This is a genomic window from Acinetobacter sp. DSM 11652 (assembly GCF_900109815.1).
In the GTDB taxonomy this organism is placed as follows: Bacteria; Pseudomonadota; Gammaproteobacteria; order Pseudomonadales; family Moraxellaceae; genus Acinetobacter.
The window spans coordinates 61,093-79,342 of the sequence record NZ_FOBK01000011.1 but is presented as its reverse complement, the minus strand read 5'-3'; the positions used below and the strand labels follow the sequence as shown (position 1 = coordinate 79,342).

16 protein-coding genes are annotated in these 18,250 nt (G+C 36.3%); 12 read left to right on the top strand and 4 right to left on the bottom strand.

Going from position 1 to position 18,250, the window contains the following annotated elements; translation table 11 throughout:
* Positions 1 to 32: 32 nt before the first annotated feature.
* The 4 genes from BMW42_RS11365 to BMW42_RS11350 all read right to left on the bottom strand — a co-directional run bounded on the left by BMW42_RS11365 (position 33) and on the right by BMW42_RS11350 (position 4,658).
* On the bottom strand, positions 33 to 740 hold the full coding sequence (locus BMW42_RS11365) for an FKBP-type peptidyl-prolyl cis-trans isomerase (protein WP_092767963.1): 708 nt from the start codon (positions 738 to 740) through the stop codon (positions 33 to 35).
* 182 nt (positions 741 to 922) lie between these two features.
* Entirely contained in the window at positions 923 to 3,109 is a 2,187-nt protein-coding gene (locus BMW42_RS11360) for a polysaccharide biosynthesis tyrosine autokinase (protein ID WP_092767961.1), read from the bottom strand.
* Positions 3,110 to 3,126: 17 nt separating this feature from the next.
* Positions 3,127 to 3,555 carry a low molecular weight protein-tyrosine-phosphatase gene (locus BMW42_RS11355; RefSeq protein ID WP_092767959.1) on the bottom strand — a complete coding sequence of 143 codons (429 nt, stop codon included), beginning with the start codon at positions 3,553 to 3,555 and terminating at the stop codon, positions 3,127 to 3,129.
* Entirely contained in the window at positions 3,555 to 4,658 is a 1,104-nt protein-coding gene (locus BMW42_RS11350; protein WP_213032615.1) for a polysaccharide biosynthesis/export family protein, read from the bottom strand. The genes BMW42_RS11355 and BMW42_RS11350 overlap by 1 nt, the downstream gene beginning before the upstream one ends.
* A gap of 270 nt (positions 4,659 to 4,928) precedes the next feature.
* On the opposite strand from BMW42_RS11350, the gene tviB reads away from it, so the two are divergent.
* From tviB to BMW42_RS11290, 12 genes are all read left to right on the top strand, one after another.
* Positions 4,929 to 6,227, top strand: a complete 1,299-nt coding sequence (tviB, locus tag BMW42_RS11345; protein WP_416224327.1) for a Vi polysaccharide biosynthesis UDP-N-acetylglucosamine C-6 dehydrogenase TviB — start codon at positions 4,929 to 4,931, stop codon at positions 6,225 to 6,227.
* 32 nt (positions 6,228 to 6,259) lie between these two features.
* On the top strand, positions 6,260 to 7,204 hold the full coding sequence (locus tag BMW42_RS11340; RefSeq protein ID WP_092767955.1) for a Gfo/Idh/MocA family protein: 945 nt from the start codon (positions 6,260 to 6,262) through the stop codon (positions 7,202 to 7,204).
* 14 nt (positions 7,205 to 7,218) lie between these two features.
* A complete protein-coding gene (gene wbpD, locus BMW42_RS11335) occupies positions 7,219 to 7,800 on the top strand; it encodes a UDP-2-acetamido-3-amino-2,3-dideoxy-D-glucuronate N-acetyltransferase (protein ID WP_092767953.1) in 582 nt (193 codons plus the stop codon).
* Between the two features lie 2 nt (positions 7,801 to 7,802).
* Positions 7,803 to 8,894 carry a DegT/DnrJ/EryC1/StrS family aminotransferase gene (locus BMW42_RS11330; RefSeq protein WP_092767951.1) on the top strand — a complete coding sequence of 364 codons (1,092 nt, stop codon included), beginning with the start codon at positions 7,803 to 7,805 and terminating at the stop codon, positions 8,892 to 8,894.
* On the top strand, positions 8,887 to 9,993 hold the full coding sequence (locus BMW42_RS11325) for a glycosyltransferase (RefSeq protein WP_092767949.1): 1,107 nt from the start codon (positions 8,887 to 8,889) through the stop codon (positions 9,991 to 9,993). The genes BMW42_RS11330 and BMW42_RS11325 overlap by 8 nt, the downstream gene beginning before the upstream one ends.
* A 105-nt stretch (positions 9,994 to 10,098) precedes the next feature.
* On the top strand, positions 10,099 to 11,298 hold the full coding sequence (locus BMW42_RS11320) for a lipopolysaccharide biosynthesis protein (RefSeq protein ID WP_171260720.1): 1,200 nt from the start codon (positions 10,099 to 10,101) through the stop codon (positions 11,296 to 11,298).
* A gap of 7 nt (positions 11,299 to 11,305) precedes the next feature.
* Positions 11,306 to 12,487 carry a hypothetical protein gene (locus BMW42_RS11315; RefSeq protein WP_092767946.1) on the top strand — a complete coding sequence of 394 codons (1,182 nt, stop codon included), beginning with the start codon at positions 11,306 to 11,308 and terminating at the stop codon, positions 12,485 to 12,487.
* 54 nt (positions 12,488 to 12,541) lie between these two features.
* Complete coding sequence (locus tag BMW42_RS11310) at positions 12,542 to 13,729, top strand: glycosyltransferase (RefSeq protein WP_092767944.1); 1,188 nt, start codon at positions 12,542 to 12,544, stop codon at positions 13,727 to 13,729.
* Positions 13,730 to 13,784: 55 nt separating this feature from the next.
* Positions 13,785 to 14,393: a sugar transferase gene (locus BMW42_RS11305; RefSeq protein WP_092767942.1), complete on the top strand. Its 609-nt coding sequence runs from the start codon at positions 13,785 to 13,787 to the stop codon at positions 14,391 to 14,393.
* A complete protein-coding gene (locus BMW42_RS11300) occupies positions 14,386 to 15,042 on the top strand; it encodes a NeuD/PglB/VioB family sugar acetyltransferase (protein ID WP_092767940.1) in 657 nt (218 codons plus the stop codon). The genes BMW42_RS11305 and BMW42_RS11300 overlap by 8 nt, the downstream gene beginning before the upstream one ends.
* A gap of 32 nt (positions 15,043 to 15,074) precedes the next feature.
* On the top strand, positions 15,075 to 16,250 hold the full coding sequence (locus tag BMW42_RS11295; RefSeq protein WP_092767938.1) for a DegT/DnrJ/EryC1/StrS family aminotransferase: 1,176 nt from the start codon (positions 15,075 to 15,077) through the stop codon (positions 16,248 to 16,250).
* A gap of 94 nt (positions 16,251 to 16,344) precedes the next feature.
* Positions 16,345 to 18,219 carry a polysaccharide biosynthesis protein gene (locus BMW42_RS11290; protein WP_092767936.1) on the top strand — a complete coding sequence of 625 codons (1,875 nt, stop codon included), beginning with the start codon at positions 16,345 to 16,347 and terminating at the stop codon, positions 18,217 to 18,219.
* Positions 18,220 to 18,250: the final 31 nt, after the last annotated feature.

The following is an 18,250-nucleotide window of genomic DNA, read 5'->3' as shown; positions in this document are numbered from 1 at the left end:
AAGGAGAGCTGAAGGCTCTCCTTTTGATTAATTTATTTGACTTCGATTAATTCAACATCAAAAATGAGTGTGCTGTTTGGTGGAATCGTACCAGGAACACCCTGTTCACCATAAGCCAGATTCGATGGAATATATAAGGTTGCTTTACCGCCTTCCTTCATCAATTGTAGGCCTTCTGTCCAACCAGGGATGACCTGATTCAACGGAAATTCAATTGGTTCGCCACGTTCAACCGAGCTATCAAAGACTTTGCCATCAAGTAATTTACCGGTGTAATGCACTTTAACCACAGAACTTGCAGCAGGTTGTTTGCCTGTACCTTCTTTGCTGACGAGATACTGCAAACCAGAGGCAGTTGTTTTAACATTCGGTTTTTTGGCATTTTCAGCAAGGAAGCTATTGCTTTGTGCATTGGCAGCTTTAGAGTCTTCGACTTTCTTTTCTTCTAATTCTTTTTGTAAAGCGACGTAGGCAGTTTGCAGTTCCTCATCGGTATAGGCACGTTCTTTTTTAGCATGCGCTTCACGGACACCGACAATAAATGGATCAATCGCGACTTCAGGAGGAGTTTGGCTGGCAACTTCATAACCGAGTGCATAACTGATTTTATCAATCGGTTTTGCATCAGCAGTCATGCTAGAAACTGTCGCAGATGTTGGATGTTGACTTGCATAATAAACAGGGACGAGCGCAGCACCGCCTAAAACGACAGCAACAGCGATGGGTAAAGCTTTACTCATGAGATTTCCAATTTTTTTCAATTATACGTGCGACATTCTAAAATCGCGGAACCAAAACAGCATAGCGTCAATTCACTTTCAGCGATATAGAATTTCAATGAAATCAACAAAATTTCACAAATATACAGTGCTTGATCGGCATAAAAAAAGCCTGAATAGATCAGGCTTTTAATCGACAATAATTAATCATTGTCCTTTGACGCTTTATACGCATACGCATAGTTATAACCATAGCCATAACCTGCCGCATTACGTTGAATGTCATTTAAAATAAAGCCATTTACTTTCACACCGGCTTGTTCGAAGCGATTGACTGTGATTTCGAGTTCTTTCATTTGTGTCTTCGCATAGCGAGCAATGACGATATTCACACCTGCATATTGCGAAATGATAATACCGTCAGTCACTGCAAGCACAGGTGGCGTGTCAATAATCACATGATCAAACTGTGTTGAAAGTTGTTCAAGCAATTGTTTGAATTTTTCAGAACTCAACATCTCAGATGGATTGCTCGGACTCTTACCACGAGTGATCACACTTAAACCAGCGACTTCAGTGTCTCGAATAATATTTTGTAGAGAATGCTGATCAGTCATGTAATCAGTCAAACCTGGCTGTGTGTCAATATTGAAATATTTGTGTAGATAACCACGACGTAAGTCAGCATCAATAATCAAAACACGTTTGTCGGCTTGCGCTAATATTGTTGCTAAATTGGTTGAAATAAATGATTTACCCACTTCAGGTGCAGGACCAGAAATCATAATCACATTATTTCGAGCTGAACTCAGCGCAAAATGAATCGCCGTGCGCATACTGCGTAAACTTTCAATCGCAATATCATCGCTATTCTTAATCGCGAGAATTGGGATTTTCTTATGCTTTTTCAGCATCTTAATGCGGCTTTCTTGTACTGGCGAACGCGGTACTGTTGCATACACTGGCAGATCCAATTCATTTTCAATTTGACTTGAGTCTTTAATGCCTGAACGCATCATATTACGTAACAGCGCCAAAAGTGTTCCGAGGAAACCGCCGAGAAATATCGATAACACTAAAACAATCAGTTTCTTAGGTTTAATTGGTTCAATTGGTTCTACTGCAGTATCAACAATTCGAACATTACCAATTTCACCCGCTTTTGCAATGCGAAGTTGTTGGTATGAATTCAGCAAAGCTGTATATAACTGTTGTTTGACTTCAACTTCACGGAATAACTGTAGATAGCGACGTTGCAAGTCAGGGAGTTGTTTTAATGTGCCATCCAATTCATTAATTTTTTTATTGATCGCGCCAAGTTGAGCGTTCATCTGTTGCATGATTGGATGTTCATTGGTGTATTTAGCACCCGCTTCAGCCACTTTTTGCTCAAGTTCCGCTTTTTGTGTTTCTAAGGCAACACTTTGCGTGAGATACAATTCAGATTCTTTAGTGACATCAACCGTATTAAAGCCTTGACGGAATTTGTTAAATTCACGTTCGGCGACATCCAGTTGTTGTTTGAGTTCTGGGAGTTGTTCATCCAAGAATTTGAGCGTTTGCGCAGTTTCGGCAGAACGACGTTCTACATTTTGCTGACTATACGCATTTAAAATCGTATTCAGGACTTTTGTAATATGCTCTTTATCTTGACCTTGATAGTTTAATCCTAAAACACCAGTCATTTTCCCTTTTTCAGCCACTGAATAGTTAGCCAAAAGTGATTTCATCGCAGCAGGCAAAGACTGCTTGGTGATGATATAGCGGTCATTTAATTGATCTTGTGTGCGAATCTCAACTTTCCATACGCCATCACGGGTAGAACGTTGATTGAGTTGGTTCAGTGAACCTTGGAGGACCACTTCTTCAGTTCTTAAATCCGTCAGGGTAAATTGTTTCTCCGTAAAATTAAGTTCTAATGCACGGTCACGAAATTTCTGAGGAACATGGAAATGGGGAATAGCAAAAGATTTTTCGTCATCGTTAAAAATTACGGATTGACGTGAATAACTGGTTGAATAGTCATGTGGTGAAAATAAACGATCAAAGAAAGAGTTTTGCGTACCAGACACTCTAAGATCTAAATTTAAATTCTCAATCACTGAACCGAGGACTAATCGAGATTTCAAGATTTCAATTTCTGCTTGAGCAGGTTGTTTCTGCTCAATCATACTTGAGAGATCACCCAAAAGTGCTGCTGAAGTCCCTTTACTTTCTTCAACTTGGACCAAAGCATCAACAGCGTAGGTGTCTGGTGTTGTACGCAAGTAGAGTAGGGCACAGACCAGACTCAGAATTACACACAGGGCAATCAATTTCCATTGTGCGATTAATGAAAAAAATAATTCTTTTAAATCAATTGTATCTTCGGTATTCGCGGTTTGACTCATAATCTTTATTCAAAATATTAAAGGTGTTTTTTCCAATCAGCGATACAATCCTGAATCAACTGACAGGTGTCATTAAAGAATGCTTGATCGTGTTGGTAAGGATCCGCAATATTTTTTTCGCGCCAGTGCCCCAAGCGAAAGGTTTTTCCTTTTGCGTATGGCCATGTTTGTTCGATATGCTTCTGTTGGTTCTGGCTCATGACAAGAATCAAATCGGCATTTTTGACCAATTCAGCATTCAATTTGCGCGCCACATGATCTTGCATATTTATACCGAAATTTTGCATACATTGTAATGCTTTATCATCTGCTGGATGGCCAACTAGACCAGAAATACCAGCAGAGTGAATTTTTCGATCAGGGTATGCATCTTTTAGGAAATACTCTGCCATCGGACTTCGACAGATATTGCCAATACAGACCACTAAAATATTTTTAAAATTCATCAATTCCCCAAACGATCTAAATTATATAATGCATTTGAGAAAGGAATAACCTGGTTGACCACACGTTGCCAGCGCGTTAGACCCGTTGCATCGACATAGACAATATCATTACTTTGCATTTTAAACTGATTGGCGAGACCAAAATTGGCAATGCTAGACAGATCCATATGGAAGATTTCAGTTATCGGAGAGTCAGCTTGACTTCTGACGACGTAAATTTTACTACTGCTTGCAGATAATGGATTTAGCCCTAAGCTCTCCCCAATCACATCACTTAAAGTCATACCTTGATCACGCATTGGTAGAGATTGGTTTTTACCTGACTCACCCATGACATAGATTTTTTGGTTTTCACGCGAGTTTACATAAATCGTATCATTGGCTTGTACCAAAAGATTGTGTAGTGAAAACCCAGCTTTTTCGAGCTCAATTGAATTTAAGTTATAGGTTTGACCATTGCGAACCAGACTAATCGACGTATTTGCACCAAATTGTGTGTTGACACCACCGGCTAAACCAAGCGCTGTATAGATACTGGTGGGTTGGTCATTCAGCGTATATTGACCACCTTTCATGACATTGCCTTGTACTGAATAGCGTTGACCTTGGTAAGACAAAACTCGCGCGATGACATCAGGTGTTTTTAAATAACGGGCAAGTAACTGACGAAGTTCTTGATTCACTTGATCTAAACTTTTGCCAGCCGCTTTATAACGTCCAATAATCGGAAATTGGATATAGCCACGAGAGTCGATTTGATAACCATTGGATTTAATCGCTTCTTCATTATTAATGGTATTGGTGGGTGGTGTAATTTCTGGATATGCCCATAGATAAATGGATAATACATCGCCAGGGCTGAGTAGATATTGTTTTTGATTTTGTAGAAACAAATGCCCCAAATCATGATGGACATTGACTTGAGCAGGTTGAACAGCAAAAAGGGACTCTTGAGTGAGTTTGATGACATTGACTTGAGTCCCCAAATCCGTCTGAAAAACACCTTCTTCTGGCAAATCATACGTTTGCAGACCTGAAGTTACAGCGCAACCTGTAAAACTTAAGCTGAGTGCTAATAATAAACTATAGCGGTAGTAACTCACTCGAATTCCTATCATTTTTTAATTAGTAGAATATTTAAAATAGATTCAAAAATCTAAGCTGATATTTGTTGAGCTATATTATAGGAATAAACCTATAACGCCTAGCGCCAATGTGAATATAAAACCCTTTTTTGTTGCTTGATTGTGATTAAGATCATGGAGTTATGTAATTATTTTTTTCAATTGTCATTATTTTACATCAATATTTAATCTGGGATCTGTTATATTAGGCGCCGTTAAATTGATATTAAATACTATAAGGTATAACGGATGCTGAATGTATCGAATTTAAAAATAGCAGTGATTGGTTTAGGTTATGTAGGCCTGCCATTAGCAGTAGAATTTGGAAAGAAAATACCTGTTGTAGGATTTGATATTCATCATAAACGCGTTGATGAGTTAAAAAGTGGTCAAGATCACACATTGGAAGTTTCACCACAACAATTATCGGAATCAAAACAATTAAGCTTCTCAGCGGATTTAGAAGACTTAAAACAATGTAATTTTTTTATTGTGACAGTCCCAACGCCGGTGGATGAAGCAAACCGTCCTGATTTAACTCCTCTAAAAAAAGCCAGTGCGAGTTTGGGGCAGGTGATTAAGAAGGGGGATGTAGTTGTCTATGAATCTACTGTTTATCCAGGAGCTACAGAGGAAGTTTGTATTCCAGTATTAGAGCAAGTGTCTGGCTTGAAATTTAACCAGGACTTCTTTGCTGGTTATAGTCCTGAACGTATTAACCCAGGCGATAAAGTAAATACGCTGACTAAAATTAAAAAGATTACCAGTGGTAGTACCCCTGAAGTAGCTGAATTTGTTGATCAAGTCTATTTGTCCATTATCACAGCGGGAACACATAAAGCATCAAGCATTAAAGTGGCTGAAGCAGCGAAAGTCATCGAGAATACACAACGTGATATTAATATTGCTTTGGTCAATGAGCTGTCAGTGATATTTGATCGATTAAATATTGATACTCTAGATGTATTAGAGGCCGCGGGAAGTAAATGGAATTTCTTACCTTTCCGTCCAGGTCTAGTTGGTGGTCACTGTATTGGTGTTGATCCATATTATTTAACACACAAAGCGGAAGAAGTGGGTTATAACCCGCAGGTGATTTTAGCGGGGCGTCGTATTAATGACGATATGTCTCGTTATGTTGCTCACTCTACGATTAAACGCATGATTCAAAATGGCATTGATGTCACTACAGCGACGGTTGGTGTTTTAGGTGTAACTTTTAAAGAAAATTGTCCCGATATTCGCAATAGTAAAATTGCAGATGTTATTAATGAGTTTAAACAATGGAATGTCAACGTGGTTGTTTGTGATCCTTGGGCGGATGCAGAAGAAGTTAAGCATGAATACGGTATTGAATTAGGAATGGTTAACGCTGAAAATCAGGTGGATAGTTTGGTTGTCGCTGTGGGACACAATGAGTTTCGTAATATGACAGCTACACAGCTTCGGGAGTATGTCCGTGGAGATAAGCCTGTTTTAGCAGATGTAAAAAGCTTATTTGATCGCGGGCAATTAACTGCTGAAGGCTTTACTGTATTCCGTCTCTAGTTTTACTTAAACGATTGAAAGAAGTTTATAGAATGAAAAAATTTGCCCTTATCGGTGCTGCTGGTTATATTGCTCCACGTCACTTAAAAGCGATTAAAGAAACAGGTAACACCTTGGCCGTTGCAATGGACGTAAATGATTCAGTAGGGATTATGGATAGTCATTTCCCTGAAGCTGAATTCTTTACTGAGTTTGAAGAGTTTGAAGCTTATGTAGAGGATCAAAAGCTCAAAGGTGAAAAACTGGATTATGTTGCGATTTGTTCACCGAACTATCTACATGCACCTCATATGAAGTATGCCTTAAAAAACGGCATCGATGTAATTTGTGAAAAACCATTGGTTCTTAATTCAGAAGATCTTAATTTATTGTCTGAATATGAAAAACAATATGGTGCTAAAGTAAATTCAATCCTTCAGTTACGTTTACACCCATCCATTATTGCTTTACGCGATAAAGTACAAGCTGCGCCAGCAGATAAAGTATTTGATGTTGATTTAACATATCTGACTTCACGTGGTAAATGGTACTTAAAATCTTGGAAAGGTGTTGATAATAAATCAGGTGGGGTAGCAACCAATATTGGTGTGCATTTCTACGACATGCTGCATTTTATCTTCGGTAAAATTGTAAAAAATGAAGTTCATTACCGTGATGAAAAAACTGCATCAGGTTATTTAGAATATGAACGTGCTCGTGTTCGTTGGTTCTTGTCTATCGATGCAAATAATTTGCCGTCGAATGCTGTAAAAGGTGAAAAGCTTACTTACCGTAGTATTACGATTGAAAATGAAGAATTAGAATTTTCAGGTGGCTTTACAGATTTACATACGCAGAGTTATCAACGTATTTTGGAAGGCAAGGGCTACGGTGTGGAAGAAAACCGAGCAGCAATTGAAACTGTGGAAGTCATTCGTGTCGCTCCTATTGTGGAAAATCCTGCCAACCCACATCCATTATTAGCTAAAGTAAAATAAATCAGGGAATGATTATGAGTTTTTATCAACATGAAACAGCGATTGTTGATGAAGGTGCGCAAATAGGAAGCGATTCTCGAGTTTGGCATTTTGTTCACGTATGTGGCGGTGCCAAAATCGGTCGTGGCGTATCTCTAGGACAAAACGTATTCGTTGGCAACAAAGTCGTGATTGGTGACCATTGTAAAGTTCAAAATAACGTGTCGGTATATGATAACGTGACTTTGGAAGAAGGTGTATTTTGTGGACCAAGCATGGTCTTTACCAATGTGTATAACCCACGCTCTTTAATTGAACGCAAAGACCAATATCGTAATACATTAGTTAAAAAAGGTGCCACACTAGGTGCAAACTGTACGATTGTTTGTGGTGTCACGATTGGTGAATACTCGTTTGTTGGTGCTGGTGCGGTAATTAATAAAGATGTACCAGCGTATGCATTGATGGTGGGTGTTCCAGCAAAACAAATTGGTTGGATGAGTGAGTTTGGTGAACAATTGGATTTACCTTTAACTGGTCATGCAGAATCTGTGTGTTCACATACAGGTGCAATATATCGATTGTCTGGTAGCACTGTAATCAAAGAACAGGCATAAACATGATTGAATTTATTGATTTAAAAGCTCAGCAAGCTCGCTTAAAAGATAAGATTGAAGCGGGTATTCAAAATGTATTAACCCATGGTCAATACATTTTAGGTCCTGAGGTAAAAGAGTTAGAAGAAAAACTTGCTGCTTATGTCGGTGCTAAATATTGTATTAGCTGTGCCAATGGTACAGATGCTTTACAAATTGCCCAAATGGCGTTTGGTATCGGTCCAGGTGATGAAGTGATTACGCCCGGGTTTACCTATATCGCAACCGCTGAAACAGTTGCAATATTGGGTGCGACACCCATATATGTTGATGTGAATCCAAAAACATATAATTTGGATGTTGAGCAACTAGAAGCAGCGATTACCCCGCGTACTAAAGCGATTATTCCTGTTAGTCTATATGGTCAATGCGCTGATTTTGATGCAATCAATGCAATTGCCGCAAAGTATAATATTCCTGTGATTGAAGATGCTGCTCAAAGCTTTGGTGCAACGTATAAAGGTCGTAAAAGCTGTAACTTAACTACTGTAGCGTGTACAAGTTTCTTCCCAAGTAAGCCTTTAGGTTGCTATGGGGATGGCGGTGCGATTTTTACCAATGATGATGAACTTGCTAAAGTCATTCGTCAAATTGCACGTCATGGTCAAGACCGTCGATATCATCATGTTCGTGTGGGAATGAATAGTCGTTTAGATACTTTGCAAGCTGCGATTTTATTACCAAAATTAGAAATTTTGGATGAAGAAATGCAAGCGCGTCAGCGTGTAGCTGAAATTTATACAAAGCTTTTTAATGAAGCGGGGATTAATACTACACCGTATATTGAAGACCATAATCAAAGTGCATGGGCGCAATATACGATCCAGGTTGAAAGCCGTGATGATGTGCAAGCGAAGTTAACAGAGCAGGGTATACCAACAGCTGTACATTATCCAATTCCATTGAATAAGCAGCCAGCTGTTATGGATTTAAATGCAGTTTTACCTATAGGTGATGCAATTGCAGAGCGTGTAATGAGTTTGCCAATGCATCCTTATCTAGCTGCAGAAGCACAAGCAAAAATCGTAGACTCATTTGGAGCTTTGAATGGGTGATAAGAACATTAGAGTTTTACTTGTAAGTGATATGAGTAAGGTGGGTGGGACTGAAATAGCTACATATATTACCGCAAAAGTACTTAAGCCTTGTGCTAAGGAAGTTTATGTCTTAGGTAGTAAAGGTCCATTGTCAGAATCGATTGAAAAATTAGGTATTGAGAACTTTGATGGTATATCGCATACAAAGAATCCTATAAAAATTTTTAAATTCATATTCAAGCTTATTCATCTAATAAATAAGTATGAAATTGATGTAATACATGCTCAAATGGCTAGACCTGTTCCTATGGCATGGTTAGCAAAAAAAATTTCAAAGCGAAAGAGATTAAAAATTTTTTGGACATCAAGAGGATTACATCATTCTACATATAAATATGTGGTACCTATATTTAATAAGATGAATGTTAGAGGATTAGGTAATTGTAAATTGGAACAGCAAAAACTAATTCGATACGGGTTTGAACCATTAAAAACGTCATATGTTTATAACGCATATCGTTTAAATCCAATAACTGCACCCAGACCTAAACTATCTAAAGAAAATATTACAATTGGTACTTTATCTGCTTTAAGACAAGATAGGTGCGTGGATTTATTTTTAGATATAGCCAAGTATATAAGTGAATCTAGTCAATTTCCACATAATATTGAATTTATTATTGGTGGTGATGGAGCTTATAAAAAAGAATTAGAAAGCTTAGCAAAAAAATATAATATTGAAAAAAAAGTTAAATTCTTAGGAAATATAGTTGATGTTGAAGAATTCATGCATAATATAGATATATTTGTAAGCCCCATTGTGGTTGATGGGGATTCTGGGGCAGGTATATCTAATGCAATTGTAGAAGCAATGTTAACGAAAACTCCTGTATGTGCATATGATGCTTCAGCTATTGGTGAAATTGTGATTAATAATCATACTGGATATTTGGTTGAGCCTAGAAATGTAGAAGCCATGGTTAATGCGATTTTTCAAACTATTGAAAATAAAATACAGACACAAGATTATGTGGAAAATGCATTTAATTTGGTTATAAAAGAATGTGATCCACAAAATTATGCAAAAAAATTAATTTTATTATATCGAGAGTTATAAATTTTTTGGAATTTATAAATTTATTATCAGGAATTAGATTTGATTAATATTGTTAGGAGTAAAATACACTCTTCAAATGCAATGTTGAAATCTGTAATGATTTTAATGAGTGGAACAGCATTTTCTCATATAATATTCATTTCTACATTGCCAATAATTACTAGGTTGTATACACCTGATGATTTTAAAGTATTGGCTATATATAGTGCAATTTTGAGTATTGTTAGTGTTTTAGTGTGTTTGAGGTTCGAAGTGGCTGTTCCTCTGCCTAAGTATGACAGTCATGCATGTATTCTAGTTGTATTGTCGCTTATAAGTACTGTAATAATTAATATTTTAATTTTTTTGAGTTTATTTATATTTCAGGATAATCTTAAAAGTTTTTTTAATGATAGTCTGGTTAATTATTTTTGGTTAATACCAATAGGTGGAGTTTTTATTGGTTTTTTTAATGCTTTTCAGTATTGGAACACTAGGAAAAAGGATTTTTTAATAATATCTAAAACTAGAGTTATTCAAACTAGTTTTAGTTCAATACTTCAAATAATCTATGGGTTGATTTCTCCAGCATCAATTGGTTTGATAATAGGGTATATAATTAGAATTAGTTTTGGATTTTTTATTACAGGTAGAAAATTTTTTAAAGAGAATTGGTATAATTTAAAACGTATTAATAAAATCAAGCTGATAGTAATATTTCGAAAATATAAAAAATTCCCAAAATATTCTGTATTGGAAGGATTGTTTAATTCTTCTTCAATACAAATTCCAGTTTTATTGATAGCATTTTATAGCGCGGGTCCAGAAGTTGGTTTTTTAATGCTTGCAAGTCAATTATTATCAGCTCCAATGTCTTTAATTGGTCAATCTGTTGCACAAGCTTACTTGAGCGAAGCTAGAAATGAATATCAAAGAAATAACTTAACAGAATTTACTCATAAAATAATTATTATACTTTTAAAGTCAAGTGTAATACCATTATTTCTAGGTTTTATTCTATTTCCATATCTTATACCCATATTTCTAGGTGATGAATGGTCTAGAGTTGGAGTAATGATGAGTTGGATGGTGCCGTGGTTTTTTATGCAGTTTATCACATCTCCTATTTCTATGTCTTTACATGTGACAAATAATCAAAGTACTGCACTTTTGTTGCAAATTTTTGGTTTTTTATTTAGGAATGGAATGGTAATTATTGCAGGATGTTTTTTATCTGAGTTTATATTTGAAATTTATGCTGTTACAGGGTTTATATTTTATTCTATTTACCTGTTTGTTGTATTACGTGTGCTGGGTAAGAGTTGATTGAAAGATGATTAAAGAAAATAATGTTATAAATAGTTGTTCTAGAGGAAATAGAAGCGACTATTTAGGTTTAACTTTAATTGTTTTGATACTCCCATTTAAGTTAGTTACTGATATTTTAGCTTATTTATTTAATTTATCAATTCCTTCTGGAACAATACTATCATTCCCTATTTTATTATTGATTTTCTTTTTTTTTCCATTAAAAGTTAGTAAAATTAACAAAAAACCAAAATTAATATTGATTTTCTTTTTTTCTTTTTTTCTTCTTTCTATTGTTTTTAATTTTATTATCCATCACTTTTCTAGGCTTAATCTTGTTATTTTTAATTTGTTTTTGTCGTCCTTTTGCATGTTTTTTTTATACTTTTTTTCTGGAATTTATTATATAAAATTCAATGAGACTTTAAACAGTATCTTTTTTTTCATTATTTTAATAATTACAAGTGTTATTTTATACACTCAGTTTTTTCTAAAGAATGTTTGGGAGCAGTTAAATGAATATGGTGCATATCTTAGAGTTGCTGATGTTTATGCTTTTATTTTATTATTTATTATACCGAATTTGAAATATAAAATCTTAAAATTTGGATTATTTTTTTTGGGTATCCTATCTCTATTGTATATTGGCTCAAGATCGTCTTTGATATTTTATTTGATGTCCTTTTTTCTATTTTTTATCTGTGGTTTATTTGGTCTAAAAATAAAAGTTGCATCTGTATTTTCATCATTGATTTTATTTTTGTCTTTGATTATTTTTTTGACTAGTCTAACAAAAAATTATATTTTTGATTATTTTGCTGATACGCGAATTGGTTATACTTTTACTTCTTCATCGGGAGGAGATGGGGCTAGAGATGATTTTTTTAATTCAGGATTAGAGCGTATTTATGCTAATCCATTGACTGGTAATATTTACTCTAGGCTACACGAAGATGAAGGTGGTGGTAATTATATTCACAATTTTTTATTTTTGCTAGATGATTATGGGGTATTTGTTTTTTTGCCTTTTATTTTTTTAGTTGTTTGGACATTAAAAAGAGGTTTGAGTGAAAAAAAACATTTTTATTTGCTTCTTCCTTTAATTTTTTGTTTACTATCGATGTCTTTTTCAAGAGCGTATGCTTTTCCATATTTTTTCTTTTTGTTGGGTATTTATATCAGCTTAAAACCCCAAAAAAATATTTAGTTGTCAATTTTTATAATGGTGTTGGGTTTAAAAATATCTTAAATTGAGGAATTTATGCAAGCAAGAAAAAAGGTTTTAATCGTTGCACCATATGTGACTTTCCCAGATGAGCCAGGGGCTAATCGTTTTATAACGATTGCAAAAATGTTAAGTCAGAAGCATGATGTAACTTTAGTAACGAGTAGGTTTTGTCATATTTTAAAATCTAGGCGTATAAGAAGTAAAAATTTAGATGGGATAAGTGTAATTTTTCTAGATGAGCCTGGATACAAGTTAAATGTTGGCTTTGAAAGATTAAAAAGTCATCACGTATTTTGTAGAAATTTTGAAAAATTTATTTTAGAAAATCATTTTAAGTATGATTTGGTCTATTCCGCTTATCCATTGATAAAAACAAATTATATTCTCGGAAAAATGAAAGAAAAATTAAATTTTAAATTAGTTATAGATATACAGGACATTTGGCCTGAGTCAATATTTGGTCCAATGCCATTTTTGTCAAATAATTTTGGAAAATTAATTTTATTTCCTATTTCTAGATATGCAAACCAAGCTTACGCTTATGCTGATGCATTAGTTGCTGTGTCTGAAACTTATATCAATAGGGCTGATGTAAATCAATTAGATAGTAAATATAAAGAAGTAGTTTATATTGGTGCTGATAGTTTACATTTTAACTTAAAATCCGATAAATTACATCGTGAAAAAATTATGGCTACTTATATAGGAACGATGGCTGGAAGTTATGATTTGGAAACAATAGTCAGAGCATCTACTATATGTAAAGATCAAGTAGAAATCCAATTTATTGGGACTGGGCCCCATGAAGAACGTTTAAAAAAATTAAATTCAGAATTAGGTGGATATGTAAATTTTAGAGGTACTCTGCCTTATGATCAAGCAATGATGAGTTTGAAATGTTCAGATATTGCTATAAACCCGATTGTTTCGACGGCCCAACAATCAATTACTAATAAATTATCAGATTATTTTTGTTGTGGTTTGCCGATCTTAAGTTGTCAGGAAAATTTAGAGGTCAAGCAATTATTAGCAAGTGGAGGAGGAGTTCATTATCAATCCGGTAATTTTAAAGATTTAGCCCAAAAATTAATTTTACTTGCGGAAGATAGAGTCAAATTGAGTAGAATGTCTAATATCAACAAAAAAATTGCACAAGAATTTTTTCTACGTGAAAAATCTTACATGAAAATTATTTGCTTGGTTGAGAGATTACTTAGGTGAAATATCTCTTTAAATTTATAATATTAAATTTGATATATATTAATTTAGGATAACCATGCTTAAACGCTTTCTCGATATAACTATTGCTTCAATTGCCTTAGTTCTGCTTTTTCCTTTATATGTACTTGTTGCTTATAAAGTGAAAAAAAATCTAGGCTCTCCGGTTTTATTCCGTCAAGTTCGGCCTGGCCTAAATGGCAAGCCTTTCGAGATGATTAAATTCCGCACCATGAAAGATGCTGTAGATGAGCAGGGTGATCAATTACCTGATAGTGAGCGTTTAACGCCTTTTGGAAAAATGCTGCGTTCAACCAGTTTGGATGAAATGCCCGAACTATGGAATGTCATCAAAGGCGATATGAGTATTGTTGGCCCGCGTCCGCTATTGATGGAGTATTTGCCTTTATATAGCGAAGAGCAGGCGAAGCGCCATAATTTACGCCCTGGGATGACAGGTCATGCGCAGGTCAATGGTCGTAATGCTATTAGTTGGGAAGAAAAATTCAAACTTGATACATGGTATGTAGAAAATCAATCGACCTTACTCGATTTTAAAATCATGTTTAAAACAGTACATAAAGTCTTGGCAAAAGATGATATTAGTGCTGAAGGTGAGGCGACGATGACCAAATTTACAGGTACACCGGAACATAAAAATGACTAAGCTTTATGCCATTTACGGCGCTGCAGGATGTGGACGTAGTCTGATGCCTGTAGCTCGTCAACAACTGGTACGTGAAGAAAATGCATCCGAAATAGTATTTATTGATGATTCTTTAACAGAAATTAACTTGATAAATGGTCATCGTGCAATGAATTATCAAGTTTTTTTAAATGAATCTGCTCCTGAAAAATATGTACAAATTGCAATTGCCAATAGTTATATACGTGAAAAAATTGCAAAGCGATTAGAGATGGATGGCATTAGACTTTGGTCGATCTCGGCAGATAACATCATTTGCATGGACGGCATTGAAATAGCTGAAGGTGCCGCATTAAGCCCTTTTGTCTCAATTACATCTAATGTAAAAATCGGTAAATGTTTTCATGCTAATTTATATAGTTATGTTGAGCATGACTGTGTGATTGGGGATTTCGTTACTTTTGCGCCAAGCGTAAAATGCAACGGTAATATTCATATTGAAGATCATGCTTATATAGGAACAGGTGCTGTCATCAAACAAGGTACACCAGACAAGCCTTTAGTGATTGGAAAAGGGGCGATTGTCGGTATGGGTGCTGTCGTAACGAAAAGCGTACCACCAGGTGTCACAGTTGTTGGTAACCCTGCAAGAATTTTAGAGAAAAAATAATTTTTAGCTTTTGAACAATACTAGGAATCATCATGTTAAACACTGCATTTGAACCGTGGCCAAGCTTTACGCAAGAAGAGGCAGATGCTGTATCAAGAGTATTACTGTCAAATAAAGTAAACTATTGGACAGGGCAAGAATGCCGTGAGTTTGAAAAAGAGTTTGCACAATTTGCCGAGACTCAATATGCAGTGGCACTGGCTAATGGTACCGTCGCGCTCGATGTTGCATTAAAAGCATTAGGCATCGGGGCAGGGGATGATGTGATCGTAACATCACGTACGTTTTTAGCGTCTGCAAGCTCTATTGTGACGGCTGGTGCAAACCCTATATTTGCAGATGTAGAGCTAGATTCACAAAATATTTCACGCCGTACCATTGAAGCAGTACTCACGCCAAACACCAAAGCGATTATTTGTGTGCATTTGGCAGGTTGGATGTGTGATATGGATCCGATTATGAAATTGGCTGCCGAGAAAGGCTTATTTGTGATTGAAGATTGTGCACAGGCACATGGCGCAAAATATAAAGGTAGATCTGCGGGTTCAATTGGTCATATTGGTGCTTGGTCTTTCTGCCAGGATAAGATCATGACAACTGGCGGTGAGGGTGGTATGGTCACTACCAATGATGAAGTGTTATGGAAAAAAATGTGGTCTTATAAAGATCATGGCAAAAATTTCGACAGTATTTATAACAAACAACACCCACCAGGTTTCCGTTGGTTACATGACTCATTTGGCACCAACTGGCGCATGATGGAAATGCAAGGCGTTATTGGCCGTATACAGTTAAAGCTAATGCCAGAGTGGACTGCAAAACGTACGGCAAATATGCAAAAAATTTATAGTGCTTTTGCCAACAGTCCATATTTTACAGTGTATCAAGCCGCAGAAGATTATGTACATGCTGCATATAAGTGCTATGTTCAAGTGAATAGCGAACAATTGCCATCAGGTTGGTCGCGTGATCGTATTATGGCAGAAATCAATGCACTGGGTGTGCCGTGCTTTAGTGGTTCATGTTCTGAGGTGTATTTGGAGCATGCATTTGATGATACACCGTGGCGCCCTGAGACTCGATTAGAAAATGCGAAGAAGCTAGGTGAAACGAGCTTAATGTTCTTGGTACATCCAACCTTGAGTGAGGATAGTATGGCCAAAACAGTAAATGCCATTAAAGACGTAATTAAAAAAATATCGGGATAAAAGTGATATTGTAATATCTAAATTTGAAGGCATGAAGGGATATTCTCAATACCCCTCCTAAATAGCGATCATATAGAGTGATAAGATCTAGACTGTGAAATCAACGATTATAAATTTAGCATCAGCACCAAGGGGGACCAAACAACTTTTTCTAGTCTGTTTGGATTTTTTAGTATTTCCAATTCTGATTTGGCTATGTTATGCCATTCGCCAATTTGACTTGGGTGCTGAAGTAGTGCCGAATCTGGCTTTTGGATCTCTTTGGGTGTCGTTGATTGCGGTCAGTGCACTCGGTTTAGCACGAATCTATAGTTTTATTGTAAGAGCTTTTAACGAAGCCTTCATTTTTCAGTTGGGTTTAGCGACAACACTCACTGTTTTGGCACTTTATGCTTTAGCTTATTTTACTCATGCATTTATTCCGACCTCAATTCCGTTGATGTTTGGGTTTATGATGTTCGCATGGATTTGGTTCAGTCGAGGGATCATTAGAGCTTTAGTTAAATATGTATTGCATGCAGATATTCCGCGTAAAAGAATTGCGATTTATGGAGCTGGTTTTGCGGGTCAACAAGTCGCAGCTATGCTGAATAATTCTGATGAACATTTACCTGTGCTATTTTTGGATGATGATATTACGCTTGCAGCAAAAAATATTGGTGGATTGAAAGTCTATCATGCAGCGGATGCACAAAAAGTGCTGAATAAGCATCAAGTCAATGAAATTTTGATTGCTTTGCCTTCGGTGGGTCGTCAACGTAAAACTGAAATTATTAAAAATTTAGAACCCGCACATTTAAAAATTACTGAGATTCCAGGCTTAACAAAACTGGTTGATGGTGAAATACGACTGTCGGATATTCAAGAAGTTGATATTATTGACTTGCTTGGACGCGATCCTGTGCCTCCTGTTGCCCATTTACTTTCAAAAAATATCACCAATAAAATTGTGATGGTCACTGGTGCGGGCGGATCGATTGGGTCTGAACTATGTCGTCAAATTATCAAAAACCAACCTAAGCTGTTGGTGTTATATGAACTGACAGAATTTGCATTGTATAGTATCGACAAAGAATTACGTCAAAAAACAGAGTTAACCATTATTCCAATCTTAGGCACAGTACTGGATCAGCAGAAGCTCGAGCGTGTCATCGCACAATATCAAGTACAAACTGTTTATCATGCAGCGGCTTATAAACATGTCCCTTTGGTGGAATGTAACCCGATTGCGGGTGTGAAAAATAATGCAGTCGGTACAGCCTTTAGTTTAAATGCTGCTGTACGCAATCAAGTGGAAACATTTGTCCTGATTTCAACGGATAAAGCGGTTCGTCCTACCAATGTGATGGGGGCTACCAAACGTATGGCGGAGCTCTATTGTCAAGCGATGGCAGCAGCTCAAGATCATACTCAGGTAAGTATTGTGCGTTTTGGCAATGTGCTCGGCTCATCGGGTTCAGTGGTTCCGCTTTTCAAGCAACAGATTGCGAAGGGTGGTCCAATTACAGTGACGCATCCTGATGTTACGCGATACTTTATGACCATTCCAGAAGCTTCTCAGTTGGTGATTCAAGCTGGCGCTTTAGGTGAGGGTGGAGATGTATTCTTGTTGGATATGGGAGAGCCAGTCCGTATTCAAGATTTGGCGCGACAAATGATTTCACTCAGTGGATTAACGGTTCGTGAAGAAGGATCACAAACAGGTGATATTGCGATTCAGTATTCAGGTTTACGTCCAGGTGAAAAGTTATATGAAGAACTATTGATCGATCAAGAAGATACACAGATTACCGAGCATAGTCGGATCCTCAGATCGTTTGAAAAATCGTATCCTTTGGATGAAATTTTACCTGTATTTGACCGTTTCTATGATTTAACCGCAACTCATGAAGATGTTGATTGGGTATTATCTCAATTAGAATACTATGTAGATGGGTATCAACGCGGTGCTGAAATTCGCGTTAACTAATTAAGTAAATTAAAAATTTTGTAGAGCTTTA